Here is a 17,975-nt window from a genome sequence, read left to right on the forward strand (position 1 = left end):
AACACTCGCCCAGGGGGCGAGGTTGGATTGCGGGTTTCGCCCAGGGGGCGAAACCCGCGGCTACCACTGGGACACCGGTACCTCTCCGAGGTACCGCGTGTCCCTCGTGAGGATCACCGCGTGCTGGCCGAAGCCGCCTTCGGCCTTCACCGCGGCGAGCATCTTCTGGAACATCTCGTTCGGCGTCACGCCCGGCGGTGCGACGAACTTCGCGATCCGCTGCAGGAACGGGATCCCGACCTCGTCGGGCATGAACGGCACGCCGAACTTCGGCAGCAGGAACCCGGCGTGGGCCGCGTCGGCGTCGTCCATGACGAGCGTCGCGCCGTGCTCGGCGAGGTCGGTGACGAGCCCGGACGCGCGCGCCTTGACGTTGCGGTCGACGTAGCGGCTCATCGCGAACGAGCGCTCCGACGCGTCGAGCGACGCCAGGATCGGCTTGCCCGCGCCGTCGCGGCCGACGACCTTCATCACGGCGACCGCGTCGGCGTCGACGCCCTGGGCCAGCGCCTTGGACGAGTTGACCACCGTCTTGGTGTTGACGACCCTGCCGCCTCGCAGCGTGTCCTTGACGACGATCTCGTACCTCTTGACGCGGATCAGGTAGGCGTCGGCGTACCTGCCGGGCACCTTGACCAGCTCGAACTCCGCGTTGACGAAGCGCTGCAGCCCGCCCGGCCACGGCCTGTCGTCGAGGGCGACGGTGCCCTCCCTGCCGATGACCCTCTGCAGCTTGGCGGTCTTGGACCCCAACTTGGGGTCGTTCCACTCGTCCACGGCCTTGACCGCGTTCTCATACTCCTTGATCGCGGCGGCCTGGCGCTCCTTGGACAGGTTCCTGAAGCCCGGGATCTCCTGCGGCCTGACCTTCGGCTTCCAGTACACGGCCTCGCCGAGCGCGTCGGCGGGCATGCCGGCGTCGACCATCGCGGCCTTGCCGGTCTTCTGGCCGGTCAGCTCGAGCTTGGCGACCGCGCCGGGCTTGCGCAGCTCGGTCGAGGGCTTGAGCACCTCGGCCAGCTCGATCGGCCTGCCGAACGTCCTGGCGTAGTCGTCCTCGACGCCCTTGAGGATCTGGGCCTTGGCGTCGAGGGTCACCTCGGGCACACCGCCGACGTTGGGCAACCTGTACACGTTGCCGTGGTCGGAGGACTGCACGAGCGTCGCGCCGTCCAGGTCCTTCATCGCGGCCTCGCCGTCCTGCAGCAGCCCCGCGGCCTCCTCGCCCGACAGGCCGACGCCGAGCGCGTTCTTGGTGCCCTTGACGGCCCGGACGCCCTTGGCGAGCCTGCCGGACTCGTCGATGACCTCGGTCGCCTTGGCCATGTTGATCAGCGCGGCGCCCTTCCTGGCGAGCTGGACGACCCTGCCGCCCGAGGTCACCACCTTGGTCGCGGCGCCGCCGATCAGCGTGTCGGCGACCGCCTCGCCTGCGGTGGTCGTGTCGGCCGCGTCGAGCTTGGCCGACTCGCGCATGAACTTGATCGGCTGGTCGTCGGCCAACTGCGCGACCCTGTCGCGGGCTTCGGCGCGCTTGACGAACGGGACGGTCATGTCGTCGACGAGGTCGTCGGCGCCCTTGTCGACCTGGTCGAACGCGGTGATCAGCGAGGCGCCGTCGTTGAGCAGGTTGCTGACCTCGTTCCTGGTCCAGTTGGCGTAGGAGGTCGTGTCCTGCACGACGCCGTCGGAGAAGGCCAGGACCATCGCCTCGGCCTCCTCGCGCTGGTCCTGCGAGGCGCTGTTCATGATGTAGTTGGCCGCGAGCGCGCTCTCGCCCCAGGCCGTCCGGAGCTGCGTCCTGGCGCCGTCGCCGAGGTCGCTCCACCTCTTGACGTACCTCGCCACGCCCTTGCCGAGCTCGGCCTTGAAGGCCCTGTTGTACTCGTCGTTGAGCTCCTCGGCGGTGTAGCCGCCGAAGCCCTTGTTGGGCAGCTGCGCGGCGGTTGCGTTGGGGGAGCGGCCGAGCAGCAGGGCGCGCGCGACGTCGAGCTGGTCGACGACGTTCTTGCTCGCGGTGCCGAACCAGCGCTTGCGCTCGGCGGGGCTGAGCACCCTGCGCAGCGCCGCCTGGAGCTTGAGGCCGGTCCTGTCCCAGCCCTGGTAGAGCTTGCGCGCCATGCCGAGCATCATCGAGTCGACGCCGTGCAGGCGGGCGTACTGGGCCAGCGCGGCGTTGAGGCGGCCGGCCTGCGTGACGGTGATCTTCAGCGAGCCCTTGGCCTCCTGCGGCGTGCCGCCGGCGGTCCTGCCGGTGACCTTGACGATCGCCGCGGCGACGCCGTCGGTGCCCGCGGTCAGGCGGTAGTCGAAGGTCCTGGTCTCGCCCGGCGCGAGGCTGGTGGGCGGGGCGCCGCCGGGGGCGGAGAGGGTCCCGATGCGGGCGATCGAGCGCGCGTCGATCGTCAGCGGCGCGCCGCCGCCCGCGTAGTTGAGGTCCTTGATCGTCTCGGTCGAGCTGGTGTTCTTGAGCGTGACGTGGACGTCGAAGGCCTCCTGCTCGGTCAGGCCGCCGCTGTCGAGCGCGCGGCCGTCGGGCGTGGCGGCGGCGATGTCGACGTCGAGCGTGTCGCTGCCCGCGCCGAGCCGGTAGACGGGCGCGTCGGTCTGCCCGCCGCCCGCGGTCACGCGGCCGATGATGTAGGCGCCGTCGGGCGAGATGTCGGTGGCCGAGACCAGCGGGCCGGTGGGGTTCTGCGCGAGCGTGTTGAGGTCGATCGCGGTGCCGTCGGGGTGCCAGAGCGTGGCGCGGAAGCCGCTCGGGCCGCTCGACTCGCCGACGACCGTGCCGTCGTCGGCGATCGCCTCGCCGGTGGCGCCGGTGGAGCCCGCCAGCGGCTGCAGGACTGTGACCGCGCCGGCGCCGTCGACCTTGGCCGGCAGGTTGTTGACGGCCGGCGTCGACATCCGGCCCAGGACCGTGCCCGACGGGGTGATCGCGTGCATGACGGGGTAGAAGCCCTGCGGCAGGTCGGTCACGACGCCGGACGAGGAGATCGTCCGGGCGTTGGCGGCGCACCCGAGCACGACCGTGCCGGCGTCGCTGATCGCCATCGGCCCGGTCGCGCCCGACTGCGACCCGGACGGGCAGCCGGCGGGCAACGGGGTCACGGTCGGCGACCCGGCCGCGGCGGTGACGGCCCTGCCCTCGGAGGTGCCGAGGATGGTGCCGGCGTTGTTGAGCGTCAGCGGCACCGTGCCCTCGGTCCACGTGCAGTTGTCGGTCTCGCCCGAGTGCGGCAGGCCGCCGAGCTGGGTCATGACCCCGCTGCCCGACCAGACCAGCCCGCGGAAGATCGTCGGCTGGACGTACGCGCAGTCCCTGACGGAGTCGTAGACGCTGCCGCCGACGACCCGGCCCTGGTCGTTGATGTCGTAGGCGACCGACGTGATGGCGTCGTCCGGCGAGCCGGGCAACTGCGTGTCGTCGGACCCGTTCCAGGTGAACGGCACGATCGTGTTGTTGGGGTTGTTGATGTCCGTGGAGCCCCGCGCCACGACGATCCCGGCGCTGTTGACCCCTTGGACGTCGACGTAGCTGTAGGGGCGGCCGAACTCGCGGTAGTCGGCCTGGGCCGCCGCCGGGAGGGACGCGGCGAGCGTGGCGAGCAGCAGGGCCAGGGCGAGGAGGGCGGCGCGCGGCATGCGCGCGAGCGTATGCCGGTGGGTTCTCGCGGCGGGTGGGCTTCTTCACCCCGCTACGCAAGCTTCCGTACCCCGGCGGCGAGGAGTCCGGCGGAGCGTGCAGCGGCGGCGCGCCGATCGCGCGACGCACGTGCGCCATCGCGCCGGGCGATAACGTCAGGGCTACATGAGCAGCGATGCACCGATGTTGATCCAGGCCGCCGCGAAGGGCGTGCTCGAAGAGGTCCCGGCGCTGAAGCCGATGACGCTCGTCGTCGGGATCGACCTCCACGGCCGGGGTGACACCCAGCAGTTCCGGCTGGAGCTGCCGGAGGTGAAGGTCACCAAGGACATCGGCGCCGACGCCAAGATCCGGGTCGAGCTGCGCCGCGACTTCTTCAACCTGATGGTCGAGCACGGCGCGAAGGTCGACGACTGGGAGCAGGCCTTCCGCGAAGGCCGCGCCAGGGCGACCGGCGTCCAGCAGTACCTGCAGCTGATCGCCAAGGTGGTCGGCAAGCAGCAGGAGCGCGACCGCCTGCGCCGCGCACACAAGTAGGCGTTGCTCAGTCGGCGAGCGCCGGGACCTGCTGGGTGATGCAGTGGGGGCCGCCGCCGCCGAAGGCATGGATGACGCCGGGGACGCCGATGACCTCCTTCGAGGGGCCGTAGGCGCGGCCGATCGCGTCGAGGGCCTCGGCGTCGAGGTCGGGCTGGCCCGCGACGGGGACGATCACGAACTTCTCGCCGATGTAGAAGTTCATGTAGGAGGCGACGATCTCCTCGCCCTCGACCTCCGCGTAGGCGAGCGGGTCGAAATCGATGACCTCCAGCCCCGCGGCCACGGCGATCTCGCGGTTGCGGGCCATGTTGTCGTGGTTGGGGTTGTCGGCGGCCGCGCGCTGCAGCAGGACGGTCCCGGGCTTGGTGAACGCGGCGATCAGGTCGACGTGGCCGTCGGTGTCCTTGTCCTCGACCAGGCCCTTCTCCAACCACACCACCTTGGTCACGCCGAGGTAGTCCTTGAGGTGCTGCTCGATCTCGCCGCGGTCCATCGACGGGTTGCGGTTCGGGTTCAGCAGGCACTCCTCGGTGGTGATCAGGAAACCGGTCCCGTCGACCCCGATCGACCCGCCCTCCAGGATCAGCGGCGCGCGCACGACGTCGCTGCCGACGTGCTCGCTCAGGAATCGCCCGATCGCCTGGTCGTTCTCATAGCCCTCGAACTTGTCGCCCCACGAGTTGAACCCGAAGTGCACGCCGACGCGGCGCGACGGCTCCTCGATGTGGTCGACGACGAAGATCGGCCCGGAGTCGCGCAGCCACGAGTCGTCGACCGGCCGCAGGACGACCTCGACGTTGCCGTCCAGCGCGGCGCGCGCCTCGGCGTGGTCGGCGGCGTCGCGGACGACCATCGTGACCGGCTCGAACGCGGCGATCGCGTTCGCCACGCCCGCGGACTCCGCCTTCGCGGCGCCGAGCTGGCCGCCCCACAGCTCGCGGCGGCAGGGCCACGCCATCAGCGTGCGCTCGTGGCGCGTCCACTCGGGCGGCATCGTCAGACCTTCGGCGGCGGGCGTCGTCATGGAGTTTCGGAGGATGCCAGCTAGGGTTCCGACCATGGGGACAGAAGTCCGCCCGGTCAGGTTCCAAAGCGGCTTGTTGGAGGCCTTGGAGACGCGGCTGGCCCGCGAGGGCGGCGAGCTGTCGGACTTCGTGAACATGGCGGTCGATCGCGCGCTGCACGGCGATGCGGGCGAGCGGCGGCTGCGCGCGGTCCCCGAGCCGATCGCGCAGGAGGAGCTGCACGGCGCGTGCGTCGCCTACCGCCGCGCGCTGTTGGACCGCGACCCGGTGCGGGCGCGGGCGGTCGTCGACGACCTCGTCGCGCGCGGCGTCAGGATGATCGACCTGTATGAGTCGGTCCTGGCCCCGGCGATGGGCGAGATCGGCGAGCTCTGGGCGCTGGAGCAGGTGACGGTCGCCGACGAGCACTACGCGACCGAGGAGACCGCGCAGATCCTCAACACGCTGGCGCCGGAGCGGCGCGTCGCGCCGACGCGCGGGCGCCTGGCGGTCGTCGGCGGGTCGCCGGACGAGCTGCACTCCATCGGCCCGCGGATGGTCGCCGACCTGCTGGAGCGCGCGGGGTGGGAGGTGATCGCTCTGGGCGCCGGCGCGCCCGCCGGCGACCTCGCGAGGCTCGTGAGCGCCGAGTGCCCGGACGTCGTCGCGCTCTCGACCGCGACCGTCGGGCGGCTGCCGGGCGCCGAGGAGGCGATCGGCCTCCTGCGCCAGGTGCGGCCGCGCCCGCTGCTGGCCGTCGGCGGCGGCCTCTACCGCGGGCCGGCGGTCGACCTCGCACGCGCCTGGGGCGCGGACGTCGTCACGTCCGACCTGAAGGACTTCCTGGCGCAGCTGCACGAGCGCTTCCCGCCTGTGGGGTGATCCGCGGCGGCGCGCCGCGCGCGGGCGGGTGTGCCTTCGCGGCGGGGCGTGGTCGGCGTAGGGTTCTGCGGGATGCGTTTGTTGCCTCAGGAGCAGGACCGGCTGCTGCTGTTCCTCGCCGCGGAGCTGGCGCGCAAGCGGCAGGCGCGGGGGTTGCGGCTCAACCAGGCGGAGGCCACGGCGGTCATCGCCGACGGCATCTGCGAGCTGGCCCGGGACGGCCTGCGCTACGCGGACGTCGTCGAGAAGGCCTACAGCTTGCTCGGCGAGGACGACGTGCTCGACGGCGTCCGGCCGCTGGTCCCGCGGATCGAGGTCGAGGCGGTGTTCCGGGACGGGCGTCATCTCATCGTGGTCGAGGACCCGCTGGGCCCGCCGCCGGGGGACGAGCCCGAGGGCGAGCCGGACGCGCCGTGGCTCGACACGGCGACCGCGCGCGTTGCGGTGACCAACGAGAGCGCCGTCCTGATCGGCGTCACCAGCCACATGCACTTCTTCGAGACCAACCCCATGTTGAACTTCGACCGCGCCGCGGCGTGGGGGCTGCGCCTGGCGGTCCCGGCGCGGACCAAGATCTTCTTCGCCCCCGGCGAGACGCGCGAGGTCGCGCTGGTCCCGATCGGCGGCGCGCGCGTCGTGCGCGGGCACGGCGAGCTGGTCGACGGGGCGCTGGACGATGCTGACGTGCGCGAGGCCGCGTTGAGCGCCGCGCGCGAGAAGGGGTACCGCGGTGTCTGACGCACAGCCCGTCCGGCTCGGCGACACGTCGCTGGAGCTCGTCGCCGAGCGCGACGACGTCCACGGCCCGGACCAGCTGGTCCCGGGGTTCGGCAACACGATGCGCGACGGGCTCGGGGTCCGGGCGGAACGCGGCGGCGTGGAGATCGCGATCACCGGCGGGCTGATCGTCGACCCGATCCTGGGCGTGCGCTACGCGTCGCTGGGCATCACCGACGGGCGGATCGTCTCGATCGGCCGCGCCGGCAACCCGGACACGATGGACGGGATCGACGTGGTCCTGGACGTCGGCACCGCCGTCCTCGACGCGACCGGCATGATCGTCACGCCGGGCGGGATCGACACGCACGTGCACTGGCTGTCGCCGCAGGTGACCGACGCGCTGCTGGCCGGCGGGATCACGACGATGGTCTCGCAGGACTACGGGCCGATCTGGAACCTGGGCACGAACCCGGAGGCCGGGCTGCAGGCGACGTGGGCCGCGCTCGAGGACGCGCCGATCAACGCAGGGCTGTTCGTGCGCGGGTCGTCGTCGCGGATGGAGCGGGTGGAGGACGGGCTGCGCGCGGGCGGCGCGGCGCTGAAGATCCACGAGGACGTCAGCGCCGGGCCGCGGCAGATCGACACGGCGCTGCGGGTGTGCGACGCGCACGACGTCCAGCTGGCGATCCACACCGACGGGCTCAACGAGGTGCTCGACGTCGAGGGCACGTTCCGGGCGTTCGCCGGGCGGTCGGTGCACTGCTTCCACATCGAGGGCGCCGGCGGCGGGCACGCGCCGGACCTGCTGAAGCTCGCGGGCCGCGAGCGGATCCTGACCTCTTCGACGTCCCCAACGGTCCCGTTCGGCGTCGACACGGCGGCCGAGCACGAGGCGATGGTCGCCGCCGTGCATGTCCTACAACCTGGTGTCGTGCACGGCGACCGCGCCGCGGCGCGCGCCCGTGTGCGGCCGGCGACGATGGCCGCCGAGGGCGTCCTGCACGACCTCGGGATCGTGCACATGCTGTCGAGCGACTCCCAGGGCATGGGGCGCGCGGGCGAGGTGTTCCGGCGCGCGATCCAGAACGCGGACGTGATGAAGCGGGCGCGGGGCTCTGCCGGCTACGGCGGTCTGGGGGACAACGAGCGCGTGCTGCGCCACGTCGCGAAGGTGACGATCAACCCGGCGATCACGCATGGGCTGTCGCACGACGTCGGCGCGCTGACCGAGGGCCGCGTGGCCGACTGCGTGTTCTGGCTGCCGCAGAACTTCGGGATCCGGCCGGAGCTGGTCGTGAAGATGGGGATCGCGGCGTGGGGCGCGTCCGGCGACGCCGACGCGACGACCGCGCTCTGCGAGCCGGTGGTCGTCCAGCGCCAGGTCGGCGCGCACGGGCGTGCCGCGGCGCGGCTGTCGCTGGCGTTCACGAGCGCCGCGGCGCAGGACACCGAGCTGCCGACCGAGCGGCGCCGCTCGATCGTCCGCGGCTGCCGCGACGTCACCGCGGCCGACATGGTGCGCAACGACGTCCGGGCCGACGTGGACGTCGCACCGGACGGGTCGTGGGTGTCGGTCGACGGCGAGCGGATCGGCATCGAGCCGATCGAAGAGGTCTCGCTGAGCTGGCGCTACCTCCTCGGGTAGGCGCAGCGCTCCGTAGACTCGCGCCGCATGGCCGTTGCCATGCCGCCGATCGTCCATGACCCGATCCCGTTCGGGCCGCAGCGGGTTGCTGAGACGCGGGCGTATGCCGTCCGGCATTACGGGTTGCAGCGGGCGCGGTTGGTCGCGCCGAGGGTGATCGTGGAGCACATGACGGAGAACTCGTCGTTCCGGGCGACGTTCAACACGTTCGCGCCGGATGTCGCGGATCCGGAGCTGCACGAGCTGCCGGCGACGTGCTCGCACTTCGTGATCGATCAGAGCGGGACGATCCACCAGCTGGTGTCGCTGAAGTGGATCTGCCGGCACACGGTGGGCCTCAACTACACGGCGATCGGGATCGAGCACGTGGGCTTCTCCGAGGACGGCGTGCTCGGCAACCGGAGGATGCTGCGCGCGTCGCTGCGGCTGACGCGGTGGCTGCAGAGCAGGTTCCACATCGCCACCAGGAACGTGATCGGGCACAACGAGTCGCTCAACAGTCCGTATCACCACGAGGACGTCGCGCGGCTGCGCACCCAGACGCACGGCGACTGGCCGCATCGCTTCATGGTGCGCTACCGCGCGGACCTGTAGCGTCGCGCGGCATGAGCGCCACGCTGCCGCAGCCCACCGACAACACCGTCGCCCTGGTCACCGGCGCCTCGTCGGGGATCGGCGCCGACCTCGCGCGGGAGCTGGCGTCGAGGGGCCACGGCGTCGTGCTCGTCGCCCGCCGCGCCGACCGCCTGGAGGCGCTGGCCGCCGAGCTGCGCGAGGCCCACGGGGTCCGGGCCGAAGCGCTCGCCGCCGACCTCGTCGACCCGGACGCGGTCCGCGCGCTGCCGGAGCGGATCGACGCGCTCGGCGTCGAGGTGAGCATCCTCATCAACAACGCCGGCTACGGCTCGGCGGGGCAGTTCGTCGACCTCGATACGCGCGCGGAGACCGACATGGTGCGGTTGAACTGCGAGACCGTCGTCGCGCTCTCGGGCGCCTACGCGCCGAGGTTCGCGCAGAAGCGCGCGGGCGCGATCCTGGTCGTCGCCTCCTCGGCGGCGATGCAGCCGATCCCGGGCCAGGCGACCTACGGCGCCTCGAAGGCCTTCGCGCTCAGCTTCGCCGAGGCGCTGCACACCGAGCTCTCGCACCTCGGCGTCGCGGTCACCGCGCTGTGCCCCGGCCCGGTCGAGACCGAGTTCGCGCAGCGCGCTGGCCTCGAGGACGCGTTCGACGCGGTCCCGTCGTTCGCGCGCGTCTCCAGCGCCGAGTGCGCCAGGCAGGCGATCGAGGGCCTGGAGCGCAACAAGCGCGTCGTCGCGCCGGGGCTGGCGATCCGGGCGGTCGGGGTCGCCGGGCGCCACACGCCGCGCGCGATCCTGCTGCCGCTGATGAAGCGCTTCTACCCGGCCTGATCGCGCGGGCGGTCCGGCGCGGGCGCGGGCCGCCACGCGGCCCCTCCGGATCAGCAAGACGGGGGTTCCCACGGCCCGCCGCCACACGTCCTCCGGAGGGGCCACGTCGCGGCCCGCCCAAGACAGGTGGCGGGAAGCATCGATTTTGTGACCGCCACCTCCGGCTAGAACGACGCAGGCGGCGAAAAGTCACGCAGACCCGCTGCCAGTGCGGCTAGCGCACCGCTCAGCGCAGCGCGATCGGTGCGGCGTGCTCGCCGAGCTGGTCCTGCTCGTTGGAGCACCAGTAGGTGGTCCGGCCGCCGATCGTCGCGCGCGACATCGGGGCGCCGCAGCGCGGGCAGTGGCCGTCGCGGGTGCGGTGGGGGATGACGTCACCGGTGTGGACGCCGCCGAGCCTGATCGCCCGGCGGGTGGCCGCGCGGATGTCGCGCCGCAGGCGGTCCAGTTCGTCGTCGGACAGCCCGCCGGCCGCGCGCCGCGGGTCCAGCTCGGCGCGCCAGAGCGCCTCGTCGGCGAGCAGGTTCCCGACGCCGGCGATCACCGACTGGTCCATGATCCGCGCCTTCAGCGGCGCCTCGCCGTGGCCGACGCGGTCCCGGAACTCCTGCTTGCCGATCTCCGCCGCGTCCGGGCCGAGCCTCGAGAGGTCCGGGTCCAGGACGGCGCGGCCGAGGCGGCGCTTGTCGCGCAGGGTCAGGAAGCCGCCGTCGGTGAAGTGCACGGTGAAGCGGTCCCAGACCGGGAGGTGCTTGGCGCCGCCGTCGCGCCAGTAGTCGCCGGCGGCGCTGTCGTCGATGACGATCCGGCCGGCCATGCCGAGGTGCAGGCCCAGCGTCGGGCCGTCGTCGGTCGTCAGCCACATCGACTTGCCGCGGCGGTGAGCCTCGGTGAACGTGTGGCCACGCAGCGCGACGTCGATGTCGCCCGGGGCGTGGGGGCGCGACACGTAGGTGTCGTGGTCGTCGACCTCGGCGATCTTGCGGTTCAGGCCGTGGGCTGCGATCAGCGCGCGGGCGGACTCGACCTCGGGAAGCTCCGGCATCGGGTCGCAGAGTAGGAGATGATCCCGTGTGGCATGACCCCGACCCTCGTGACGATCCCGATCAGCCACTACTGCGAGAAGGCGCGCTGGGGGCTGGACCGGGCGGGCGTCGAGTACGTCGAGAAGCGCCACCTGCCCGGGCTGCATCGCGCGGCGGTCCGGCACGCGGGCGGCGGGCTGACCGCGCCGGTGATGGTGCTGGACGACGGCAGCGTGATCCCGGAGTCGTCGGAGATCGTGGCGTGGGCCACGGCGCACGGGGCGGACGTGCGGTTCTGCGAGGAGTCGTGCGCGCTCGCCGCGGACTTCGACACGCGCCTCGGTCCCGCGACGCGGCTGTGGGTCTACTACATGATGTTCGACCACCCGCAGCTGACCGAGCAGCCGATGACCGACGGCGTCCCCGGCTGGCAGCGCTTCGGGTTCCACTACGCCAACAGGGCGCTGGCCTTCGCGATCGCGCAGATCCTGACGATCAACGACGACACGGCGGGAGACGCAGAACGAACGTTCCGCTCCGTCTACGCGGACGTCGACGCGCTGCTCGCCGATGGCCGCCCGTACCTCGCCGGCAACGCCTTCTCGATCGCCGACCTGACGTTCGCGTCGCTGTCAGCGCCGCTGATCGCGCCGCCCGAGTACGGCGTTCGCCTCCCCTCGATCGCCTCGCTCCCACCCGGGATGATCCCGGTCGTCGAGGAGCACCGCGAGTCGCCCGCCGGCCGCCACGCCCTGCGCATGTTCGCGCAGGAGCGCTTCGCGGTCGCGCGCGACTAGCCGGGCTCAGTCGGGCTTGATCACCGACAGGACGTTGCCGCCCGGGTCCTTGAACCAGGCGATGTCGGGGCCGTGGCCGCGCATGACGCCGTCGTCGTCCTGGGGCATGCCGTCGTAGCGCTCGAAGGTCACGCCGCGCTGCGTGAGTTCCCTCACGGCCGCGCCGACGTCGTCGACCGGGAAGTTGAGGATCGTGAAGTCCGCCGGGACGTGGCCGGGCTTCGGGTACGCGATCGTCGGTCGCCTGCCACCCTCGAGCAGGAGCGTCAGGATCCCGTTGTCGACCCTCGTCTCGATCCCGAGCTGGTCGCCGTAGAACCTCTGGGCCGCCTCGACATCGGGAACGGAGAAGCCGCTGAACGCCTTGGTGTCCTTGAACATGCACCTAGGACTCTGCACGCCGCCCGGACTCATCGGTGGACTGTTAGGGCCACGCCGTCCGCGGGCAGACCCCGGACCGTGAGCAGCTACGGCGAACCCTCCTCGTTCCTGCAGGCCGCGTCCGGCATCGACGTCATCAGCGCCGACGGCGAGCGCGTCGGCGCGCTCAAGCACGTCCTCGCCGACGAGCAGACCGCGATCTTCGACGGCATCGTCATCGACGTCAGGACCGGCCCCGGCGGCCACCGCTTCGTGGACGCGCCCCAGGTCGCGGAGTTCTTCGAGCAGGCGGTCGTGCTCACGATCCCGGCCGCCGACGTCGCCACGCTGCCCGAACCCTCGGCCAACCCCGGCACGATCACCAGCCACGGCGCCGAGGACTCCGACTCACCGCTGACCGCCAAGCTGCGCCGCGCCTGGGACAGGATCGCCGGCAACTACTGACATCGAGCGCCGTGGCGCGCGGGGTGCCGCGCCGAACCGAATCGGAGGCGCAGGGAGGAGACTTCTGATCGGTCCCGTACTCTGACGGACTCTCACGTATGGCCCGCACTCCACCCGCAACCGTCGCGCCCGCCTTACTCACTTGGGCCCGCGAGAGCATCGGACTTTCGATCGATGAAGCCGCGCACAGGGCTGCGGTGACTCTTGAGCGCGTGCAGTCGTGGGAAGACGGGGAGGCGTCGCCGACGGTCGCTCAACTCCGTACGCTCGCCAAGATATACAAGCGGCCGCTTGCGGTCTTCTTCTTGTCGGAGCCGCCTCACGGGTTTCTACCGCTGCACGACTATCGGCGCGTGCCGGGTGCGGGTCCGAAGGGATGGTCTCCGAACCTACGACTGGCTCTGCGCCGCGCAGAACGCCAGCAGCAGGCTGTGTCGGAATTGCGGGTGCTCCTCGGTGAGCCCGCGCCCAGACTTCCGGTTGTGCACGCTGACATGACGGACGCCGAGCGCTTCGCGAAAGAGGCTCGCGCGATTCTCGGCGTGCCGATCGGAGAACAATTCTCCTGGCGCGATCAGTACAGGGCACTCGCCGGTTGGACAGCTGCGCTCGAAGCGGTGGGCGTCCTGGTTCTCCAGACGAGCGGGATCGAGACCGACGAGATGCGCGGGTTCTCGATTTCCGATCCCGTGATCCCAGTCGTGGTGCTGAACGGTGCCGATGCGCCGCGTGGACGCATTTTCACCGCACTTCACGAGTGGGCACATCTTCTTCTCAACGCGGCAGGAGTGTGTGACCTCCATGATCACGGCGACGGCACGGACGATCATGTCGAGCGTTTCTGCAACGAAGTGGCCGCGGCGATCCTCATGCCATCCGATGTCTTCGTTGTCGACTCGGCGGTCAGGTCTGTGCTCGGAGCCCCCGAGGTCCCGGAGCACGTCATCGCTCACCTCGCGGCGGAGTACTCCGTGAGTCGAGAGGCGGTCGTCCGGCGGCTCCTCACGCTCGGGGCTGGATCATGGGACTTCTACATGCACAAGCGCGTCGAATATCGCGAGGCCTACATGAAGAAGCGCGCAGAGGACGACGGATATGCACCGTTCCACCGTGTGCGTGTGCGGGACCTCGGCAAGGCGTACGTGAGGCTTGTCCTAGAGGCATACCACGGCGATCGCATCAACGTGTCGGACGTGTCCGACTACCTCGGCGTTCGCCTCAAGCACCTCCCGAACATCGAGCGCGAAGCCCTGACCAATTAGGTCTCCGTGCCGTTCTGTCTTGACACGAGCTTCCTCGTCGGCGCGTGGGTGCGGAACTATCCGCCCGACGTGTTCCCTGGGCTGTGGGACGCGCTCGACGAACTGATCGAGGCAGAAGAGATCATTTGCCCCGACGAGGTGCTCGTGGAGCTTGGCGCCAAGGAAGACGAGCTGCACGCTTGGGCGGAAGCGCGGCCGAAGTTGTTCGTGCCCCTCGACCACGCGCAGATGGAAGCGACCACCGCGATCTTGAAGGACTTTCCTCGTCTCGTCGGCGAGCTTGCGGACCGAAACCGGGCGGACCCCTTCGTCATCGCACTTGCCGTGGTTCGCGGGCACACGGTGGTGACCGAAGAGCGCGGTGGGTCTGAGAGGCGTCCAAAGATCCCGTTCGTGTGTGCCGAGATGGAGATCAAGTGCATGAACACCTTGGAGTTCATCCGGTCCCAGAGGCTGTCGTTCTAGCCAGCTGAGCTGCATCAGCCGGTGTTCGGGAGGAGGATCGTGAGCGATACCTCTGCGACCACCCGCTTCTGCAGAGAGAAGCCGGGCGTAGGCGCCCGAACCCTCGGCCAACCCCGGCACGATCACCAGCCACGGCGCCGAGGACTCCGACTCACCGCTGACCGCTGACCGCCAAGCTCCGCCGCGCCTGGGACAGGATCGCCGGCAACTACTAGCGGAACGAGAAGGGGCGGCCCGGAGGCCGCCCCTGTCACACCAACTAGGCCAGCGAGGCCTCGTTGTCGTACAACTTCAGCACCCTCACCTGTTCCGGCGAGGTCGCGTCGATGCAGAGCCTGCAGAGGACGCACTCGTCGACGTTGCCCTCGACGATCTGGACGGTGCCGTCGGCGTCGCCGTAGATGTCGACGGGGCAGACCTCGCGGAGCTTGGCGGCGACCGCCGCGTCCCCGACGATCGCGTCGTCGACCTCGATCCCGATGAACGTTCCGTCGACTCTCATGCTGCGCTCCTCTCGGCCAGCTTGCGCTTCATGATCTCCGGGATCTCGGAGATCTCCTCTGCGACCGTGATCCCGGCCTCGGCGAGACGGGCGATCTTCTCGGTCGCCGTGTCCTCCTTGCCCTCCACGATCGTGCCCGCGTGCCCGAAGGACATGCCCGGCATCTCGTCCATGAACCGGCCGGCCATGAACGCCACGATCGGCAGGCGCGAGTTGTTCTCGGTCACCCACCGCGCCAGCTCGGCCTCCATGCGGCCGCCCGGCTCGGTGTAGATGACGATGCCCTCGGTCTCCTCGTCGGCCTCGAACAGCGGCATCAGCTCCGCGTACGTGGAGCCGATGATCGCGTCGCCGCCGATCGAGACGGCGGTGGAGATCCCGAGGCCCGCGGCGGACAGCGTCGACGACATCTCGGTCGTCATGCCGCCGGAGCGCGAGATCACGCCGATCGAGCCCTTCTTGTAGGACTTGGCCGCGTCCTTGGCGGGACCGCCGATGCCGCCCATCTTGATGACGTCGGGGACGATGATCCCGAGGCAGTTCGGGCCGATGATCCGCGCGCCGCGCAGGTTGGCCAGCTCGACCATCTGCGCGACGTCACGGCGCGGGATCCGCTCCGTGACGATCACGATGATCTTGATGCCGTTCTCGATCGCCTCGAAGACGGCGTCCTTGGTGAACGCCGGCGGGACCGTGACGACCGAGCCGTCGATCGGCGACCCGTGGTGGGCGACCGCCTGGGCGACCGTGTCGAACACCGGGACCCCGTGGACCTCGCGGCCCAGGCGGCCCGGCGTCACGCCGCCGACGACCTTGGCGCCCGTGCCGTAGTCGAGGCACTCGCGCGTCAGGTTCACGGCCTCGCGGCCCGTGATGCCCTGGACGATGAACGTCGTGTCCGCATCAACCAAGATCGACATCTACGCAGTAGCTCCCTGGATCTTGGCGACGGCACGCGACGCGGCCTCGTGCAGCGAGACCGAGCGGTCCGCGTACTCGACGCCGTACTTCTCGAGGATCTTGAAGCCCTCTTCCTCCCACGCGCCCGGGATCCGGAAGATCGCGATCTTCTCGCTCGGGTCCATCCCGAGCTCCAGGCACGCGGCGATCACGCCGCGGGCGACGATGTCCACGCGCGTGTTGGACACGATCGACATCATCACGGCGATCTTGTCGACGCCCGGCTTCGTCAACACCAACTTGGCGAGGCCCTTGGCCTTGGCGACCGACGGGTTGCCGCCGATCTCGCAGTAGTTGGCGGGGTCGCCGCCGTACTTGCGGACCGCGTCGAACAGCGTCAGCGATCCGCCACCGGCACCGATCACCAACCCCAAGTTCCCGTCGAACTCGGTGACGTTGCCCGCCACGCCGCGGTGGTCCTGGGAGTCGACGGCCTCGCCGGCCAGCTCGAACTCCGTGGGCTCGCGCGCCTCACGCGTCTCGTCGTCGCCGACGCCCAGGTCCTTCAACAGGGCCTTGTGGCGCCCGCGGGCCTCGTTCTCCATGTCCATGTGGGCATCGAGAGCGACGAACGACCCGTCGGCCATGCGCGCCAGCGGGTTGATCTCCGCCAGCGTCATGTCGTTCTCGACGAACAGCTTCGCGAGCTTCGTCAGGATCGGGACGAGCTTGTTCAGGGCGGAGCCGGTCACGCCGGTGGAGGCGATGACCTCCTTCGCCTCGAAGTCGCCGAAGGGCAGGATGTTCGAGAAGTGACGACGCCCGACCTTGTCGGGCTGCTCCTCGGCGACCTGCTCGATGTCGATGCCGCCGACGGGCGAGAAGATCATCACCGGCTGCTTGCGCGTGCCGTCCCAGACGACGCCGGCGTAGTACTCCTGCTCGAACTCGGCCTTCGGATCGACGAGGATGCCTCGCGGCATGTGCCCGTTGATCTCCAGCTGGAGGATGTCCCGGGCGTGGGCCTCGGCCTCCTCCGGGGTGTCGGCGAACTTCACGCCGCCGGCCTTCATGCGGCCGCCGGACAGCACCTGCGACTTGATCACGGTGCTGCCGCCGATGCGCGCGGCGATCTCCTTCGCCTCCTGCGCGTCGGTCGTGAAGCCGTAGTCGGTGACGGGGATCCCGGCGCGCTTCACGATCGCGCGGGCCTCATATTCGAAGAATCTCAAGGGTTGGTGCCTCCGGTCAGGGGGAGGGTGAGAAAACGGCGCGGGAGCCTATACGGCTTAGAAGCCGTAGGCCTCGGCCAGTTCGGGGTCCTTGGAAGCGAGCTGCTCCGCGAGGTCGACCATGACCTTGCACTGCTTCCAAGTCGCGTCGTCCTGCATCTTGCCGTCGATCATGTGCACGCCACGACCGTCCGGGATGGCCTCGATCACCTTCCTGGCGAACTTGACCTCGTCCGGATCCGGCGAGAAGACCTTCTTGGCGATGTCGATCTGCACCGGGTGCAGCGACCACGCGCCGACACAGCCGAGCAGGAACGCCGAGCGGAACTGCGCCTCGCAGGCGACCGTGTCCTTGATGTCGCCGAACGGGCCATAGAACGGCAGGATCCCGTTCGAGGTGCAGGCGTCGACCATGCGCGCGATCGAGTAGTGCCACGGGTCCTGCTGCGCGGTCACGCGCGGCGCGTCGGGGTTGGCCTGGTCGATGTCGGAGATCGACACGTAGCCGGGGTGCCCGCCGCCGACGCGCGTCGTCTTCATGCGGCGCGACGCGGCGAGGTCGGCGGGGCCGAAGGACATGCCCTGCATGCGCGGCGAGGCCTGCGCGATCTCCTCGAGGTGCGCGACGCCCTGCGCGGTCTCCAGGATCGCGTGCACGAGGATCGGCCGCGAGATCTTCGCGCGCGCCTCGAGCTGGGCCAGCAGGCGGTCGACGTAGTGGATGTCCCACGGGCCCTCGACCTTCGGGACCATGATCACGTCGAGCTTGTCGCCGATCTCGGTGACGAGCGTCGTCAGGTCGTCGAGGACCCACGGCGACTCCAGCGAGTTGACGCGCGTCCACAGCTGCGTCTCGCCCATGTCGATGGTCTTGCCGACCTTGACGAGGCCGTCGCGCGCAGCCTCCTTGCGGTCGACCGGGACCGCGTCCTCGAGGTTGCCGAGCACGATGTCCGCCTTGGCGATCGTGTCGGGCAGCTTGGCCACCATCTTCTCGTTGCTCGCGTCGAAGAAGTGGATCATCCGCGACGGCGGGAACGGGACCTCGCGGAGCGGCTCCGGAGCGCCGACGGCGAGGGGCTGGAAGAAGTCACGTGGACTGCGCATGGGCGAAAGAT

At 70.5% G+C, this 17,975-nt stretch carries 18 protein-coding genes and 1 pseudogene; 11 read left to right on the plus strand and 8 right to left on the minus strand.

Translation table 11 applies throughout. The features are described from left to right. Positions 1 to 60: 60 nt before the first annotated feature. On the minus strand, positions 61 to 3,645 hold the full coding sequence (locus tag H030_RS0115920; RefSeq protein ID WP_027006832.1) for a hypothetical protein: 3,585 nt from the start codon (positions 3,643 to 3,645) through the stop codon (positions 61 to 63). A 166-nt stretch (positions 3,646 to 3,811) separates the two neighbouring features. On the opposite strand from H030_RS0115920, the gene H030_RS0115925 reads away from it, so the two are divergent. Next, positions 3,812 to 4,183 carry a hypothetical protein gene (locus H030_RS0115925; RefSeq protein ID WP_155892079.1) on the plus strand — a complete coding sequence of 124 codons (372 nt, stop codon included), beginning with the start codon at positions 3,812 to 3,814 and terminating at the stop codon, positions 4,181 to 4,183. A 7-nt stretch (positions 4,184 to 4,190) separates the two neighbouring features. Here the strand turns inward: H030_RS0115925 and H030_RS0115930 are convergent, their stop codons facing one another. After that, on the minus strand, positions 4,191 to 5,210 hold the full coding sequence (locus H030_RS0115930) for an agmatine deiminase family protein (protein ID WP_027006834.1): 1,020 nt from the start codon (positions 5,208 to 5,210) through the stop codon (positions 4,191 to 4,193). 34 nt (positions 5,211 to 5,244) lie between these two features. On the opposite strand from H030_RS0115930, the gene H030_RS37265 reads away from it, so the two are divergent. From H030_RS37265 to H030_RS0115955, 5 genes are all read left to right on the plus strand, one after another. Beyond that, positions 5,245 to 6,072, plus strand: a complete 828-nt coding sequence (locus tag H030_RS37265) for a cobalamin B12-binding domain-containing protein (RefSeq protein ID WP_196809149.1) — start codon at positions 5,245 to 5,247, stop codon at positions 6,070 to 6,072. Positions 6,073 to 6,144: 72 nt separating this feature from the next. Further along, positions 6,145 to 6,810 carry an urease subunit gamma gene (gene ureA, locus H030_RS0115940; protein ID WP_027006835.1) on the plus strand — a complete coding sequence of 222 codons (666 nt, stop codon included), beginning with the start codon at positions 6,145 to 6,147 and terminating at the stop codon, positions 6,808 to 6,810. Then, the gene (locus tag H030_RS0115945) at positions 6,803 to 8,437 is read left to right on the plus strand and encodes an urease subunit alpha (protein ID WP_027006836.1); all 1,635 of its coding nucleotides are present in this window, start codon (positions 6,803 to 6,805) and stop codon (positions 8,435 to 8,437) included. The genes ureA and H030_RS0115945 overlap by 8 nt, the downstream gene beginning before the upstream one ends. A 27-nt stretch (positions 8,438 to 8,464) precedes the next feature. Beyond that, positions 8,465 to 9,031: a peptidoglycan recognition family protein gene (locus H030_RS0115950; protein ID WP_081690850.1), complete on the plus strand. Its 567-nt coding sequence runs from the start codon at positions 8,465 to 8,467 to the stop codon at positions 9,029 to 9,031. Between the two features lie 11 nt (positions 9,032 to 9,042). Further along, entirely contained in the window at positions 9,043 to 9,849 is an 807-nt protein-coding gene (locus H030_RS0115955) for an SDR family NAD(P)-dependent oxidoreductase (protein ID WP_035127820.1), read from the plus strand. Between the two features lie 226 nt (positions 9,850 to 10,075). Here H030_RS0115955 and H030_RS32710 read toward each other — a convergent pair whose 3' ends face one another. Continuing rightward, positions 10,076 to 10,894, minus strand: coding sequence for an Fpg/Nei family DNA glycosylase (locus tag H030_RS32710; RefSeq protein WP_051222869.1), 819 nt, complete (start codon positions 10,892 to 10,894; stop codon positions 10,076 to 10,078). 33 nt (positions 10,895 to 10,927) lie between these two features. Here H030_RS32710 and H030_RS0115965 point away from each other — a divergent pair, with 33 nt between their 5' ends. Beyond that, entirely contained in the window at positions 10,928 to 11,671 is a 744-nt protein-coding gene (locus H030_RS0115965) for a glutathione S-transferase N-terminal domain-containing protein (RefSeq protein WP_035127825.1), read from the plus strand. Between the two features lie 6 nt (positions 11,672 to 11,677). On the opposite strand, the gene H030_RS0115970 is transcribed toward H030_RS0115965, so the two are convergent. Beyond that, positions 11,678 to 12,052: a VOC family protein gene (locus tag H030_RS0115970; protein WP_027006840.1), complete on the minus strand. Its 375-nt coding sequence runs from the start codon at positions 12,050 to 12,052 to the stop codon at positions 11,678 to 11,680. 78 nt (positions 12,053 to 12,130) lie between these two features. On the opposite strand from H030_RS0115970, the gene H030_RS32715 reads away from it, so the two are divergent. The 4 genes and pseudogenes from H030_RS32715 (at position 12,131) to H030_RS0115985 (ending at position 14,223) form a co-directional block, all read left to right on the plus strand. Then, positions 12,131 to 12,496 carry a hypothetical protein gene (locus tag H030_RS32715; RefSeq protein ID WP_051222871.1) on the plus strand — a complete coding sequence of 122 codons (366 nt, stop codon included), beginning with the start codon at positions 12,131 to 12,133 and terminating at the stop codon, positions 12,494 to 12,496. 98 nt (positions 12,497 to 12,594) lie between these two features. Continuing rightward, positions 12,595 to 12,783: pseudogene (locus tag H030_RS40690) on the plus strand (helix-turn-helix domain-containing protein); the annotation flags it as partial. Positions 12,784 to 12,990: 207 nt separating this feature from the next. After that, positions 12,991 to 13,758 (plus strand): ImmA/IrrE family metallo-endopeptidase, encoded by a 768-nt coding sequence (locus H030_RS0115980; RefSeq protein ID WP_231398453.1) that lies wholly within the window; start codon positions 12,991 to 12,993, stop codon positions 13,756 to 13,758. Between the two features lie 6 nt (positions 13,759 to 13,764). Then, positions 13,765 to 14,223, plus strand: coding sequence for a DUF4411 family protein (locus H030_RS0115985; protein ID WP_027006842.1), 459 nt, complete (start codon positions 13,765 to 13,767; stop codon positions 14,221 to 14,223). A gap of 259 nt (positions 14,224 to 14,482) precedes the next feature. Here H030_RS0115985 and H030_RS0115990 read toward each other — a convergent pair whose 3' ends face one another. Genes H030_RS0115990 through H030_RS0116005 form a run of 4 tightly spaced genes read right to left on the minus strand, consistent with a single transcriptional unit; the run spans position 14,483 to position 17,964 of the window. Then, positions 14,483 to 14,725: a hypothetical protein gene (locus H030_RS0115990; RefSeq protein WP_027006843.1), complete on the minus strand. Its 243-nt coding sequence runs from the start codon at positions 14,723 to 14,725 to the stop codon at positions 14,483 to 14,485. Next, complete coding sequence (locus H030_RS0115995) at positions 14,722 to 15,645, minus strand: succinate--CoA ligase subunit alpha (protein ID WP_027006844.1); 924 nt, start codon at positions 15,643 to 15,645, stop codon at positions 14,722 to 14,724. Before H030_RS0115995 ends, H030_RS0115990 begins: the two co-directional genes overlap by 4 nt. Further along, complete coding sequence (locus H030_RS0116000; protein WP_081690851.1) at positions 15,646 to 16,857, minus strand: ATP-grasp domain-containing protein; 1,212 nt, start codon at positions 16,855 to 16,857, stop codon at positions 15,646 to 15,648. Positions 16,858 to 16,914: 57 nt separating this feature from the next. Further along, positions 16,915 to 17,964, minus strand: a complete 1,050-nt coding sequence (locus tag H030_RS0116005) for an HpcH/HpaI aldolase/citrate lyase family protein (RefSeq protein WP_027006846.1) — start codon at positions 17,962 to 17,964, stop codon at positions 16,915 to 16,917. Positions 17,965 to 17,975 lie beyond the last annotated feature (11 nt).

It is taken from the genome of Conexibacter woesei Iso977N (assembly GCF_000424625.1).
Taxonomy (GTDB): domain Bacteria; phylum Actinomycetota; class Thermoleophilia; order Solirubrobacterales; family Solirubrobacteraceae; genus Baekduia; species Baekduia woesei_A.

Bases quoted from the DNA above. Each gene is read 5' to 3' on its own strand.
- H030_RS0115920 (WP_027006832.1), bottom strand. From the start codon at position 3,645: ATGCCGCGCGCCGCCCTCCTCGCCCTGGCCCTGCTGCTCGCCACGCTC.
- H030_RS0115925 (WP_155892079.1), top strand. From the start codon at position 3,812: ATGAGCAGCGATGCACCGATGTTGATCCAGGCCGCCGCGAAGGGCGTG.
- H030_RS0115930 (WP_027006834.1), bottom strand. From the start codon at position 5,210: ATGACGACGCCCGCCGCCGAAGGTCTGACGATGCCGCCCGAGTGGACG.
- H030_RS37265 (WP_196809149.1), top strand. From the start codon at position 5,245: ATGGGGACAGAAGTCCGCCCGGTCAGGTTCCAAAGCGGCTTGTTGGAG.
- ureA (WP_027006835.1), top strand. From the start codon at position 6,145: ATGCGTTTGTTGCCTCAGGAGCAGGACCGGCTGCTGCTGTTCCTCGCC.
- H030_RS0115950 (WP_081690850.1), top strand. From the start codon at position 8,465: ATGGCCGTTGCCATGCCGCCGATCGTCCATGACCCGATCCCGTTCGGG.
- H030_RS0115955 (WP_035127820.1), top strand. From the start codon at position 9,043: ATGAGCGCCACGCTGCCGCAGCCCACCGACAACACCGTCGCCCTGGTC.
- H030_RS32710 (WP_051222869.1), bottom strand. From the start codon at position 10,894: ATGCCGGAGCTTCCCGAGGTCGAGTCCGCCCGCGCGCTGATCGCAGCC.
- H030_RS0115965 (WP_035127825.1), top strand. From the start codon at position 10,928: ATGACCCCGACCCTCGTGACGATCCCGATCAGCCACTACTGCGAGAAG.
- H030_RS0115970 (WP_027006840.1), bottom strand. From the start codon at position 12,052: ATGTTCAAGGACACCAAGGCGTTCAGCGGCTTCTCCGTTCCCGATGTC.
- H030_RS0115980 (WP_231398453.1), top strand. From the start codon at position 12,991: ATGACGGACGCCGAGCGCTTCGCGAAAGAGGCTCGCGCGATTCTCGGC.
- H030_RS0115990 (WP_027006843.1), bottom strand. From the start codon at position 14,725: ATGAGAGTCGACGGAACGTTCATCGGGATCGAGGTCGACGACGCGATC.
- H030_RS0115995 (WP_027006844.1), bottom strand. From the start codon at position 15,645: ATGTCGATCTTGGTTGATGCGGACACGACGTTCATCGTCCAGGGCATC.
- H030_RS0116005 (WP_027006846.1), bottom strand. From the start codon at position 17,964: ATGCGCAGTCCACGTGACTTCTTCCAGCCCCTCGCCGTCGGCGCTCCG.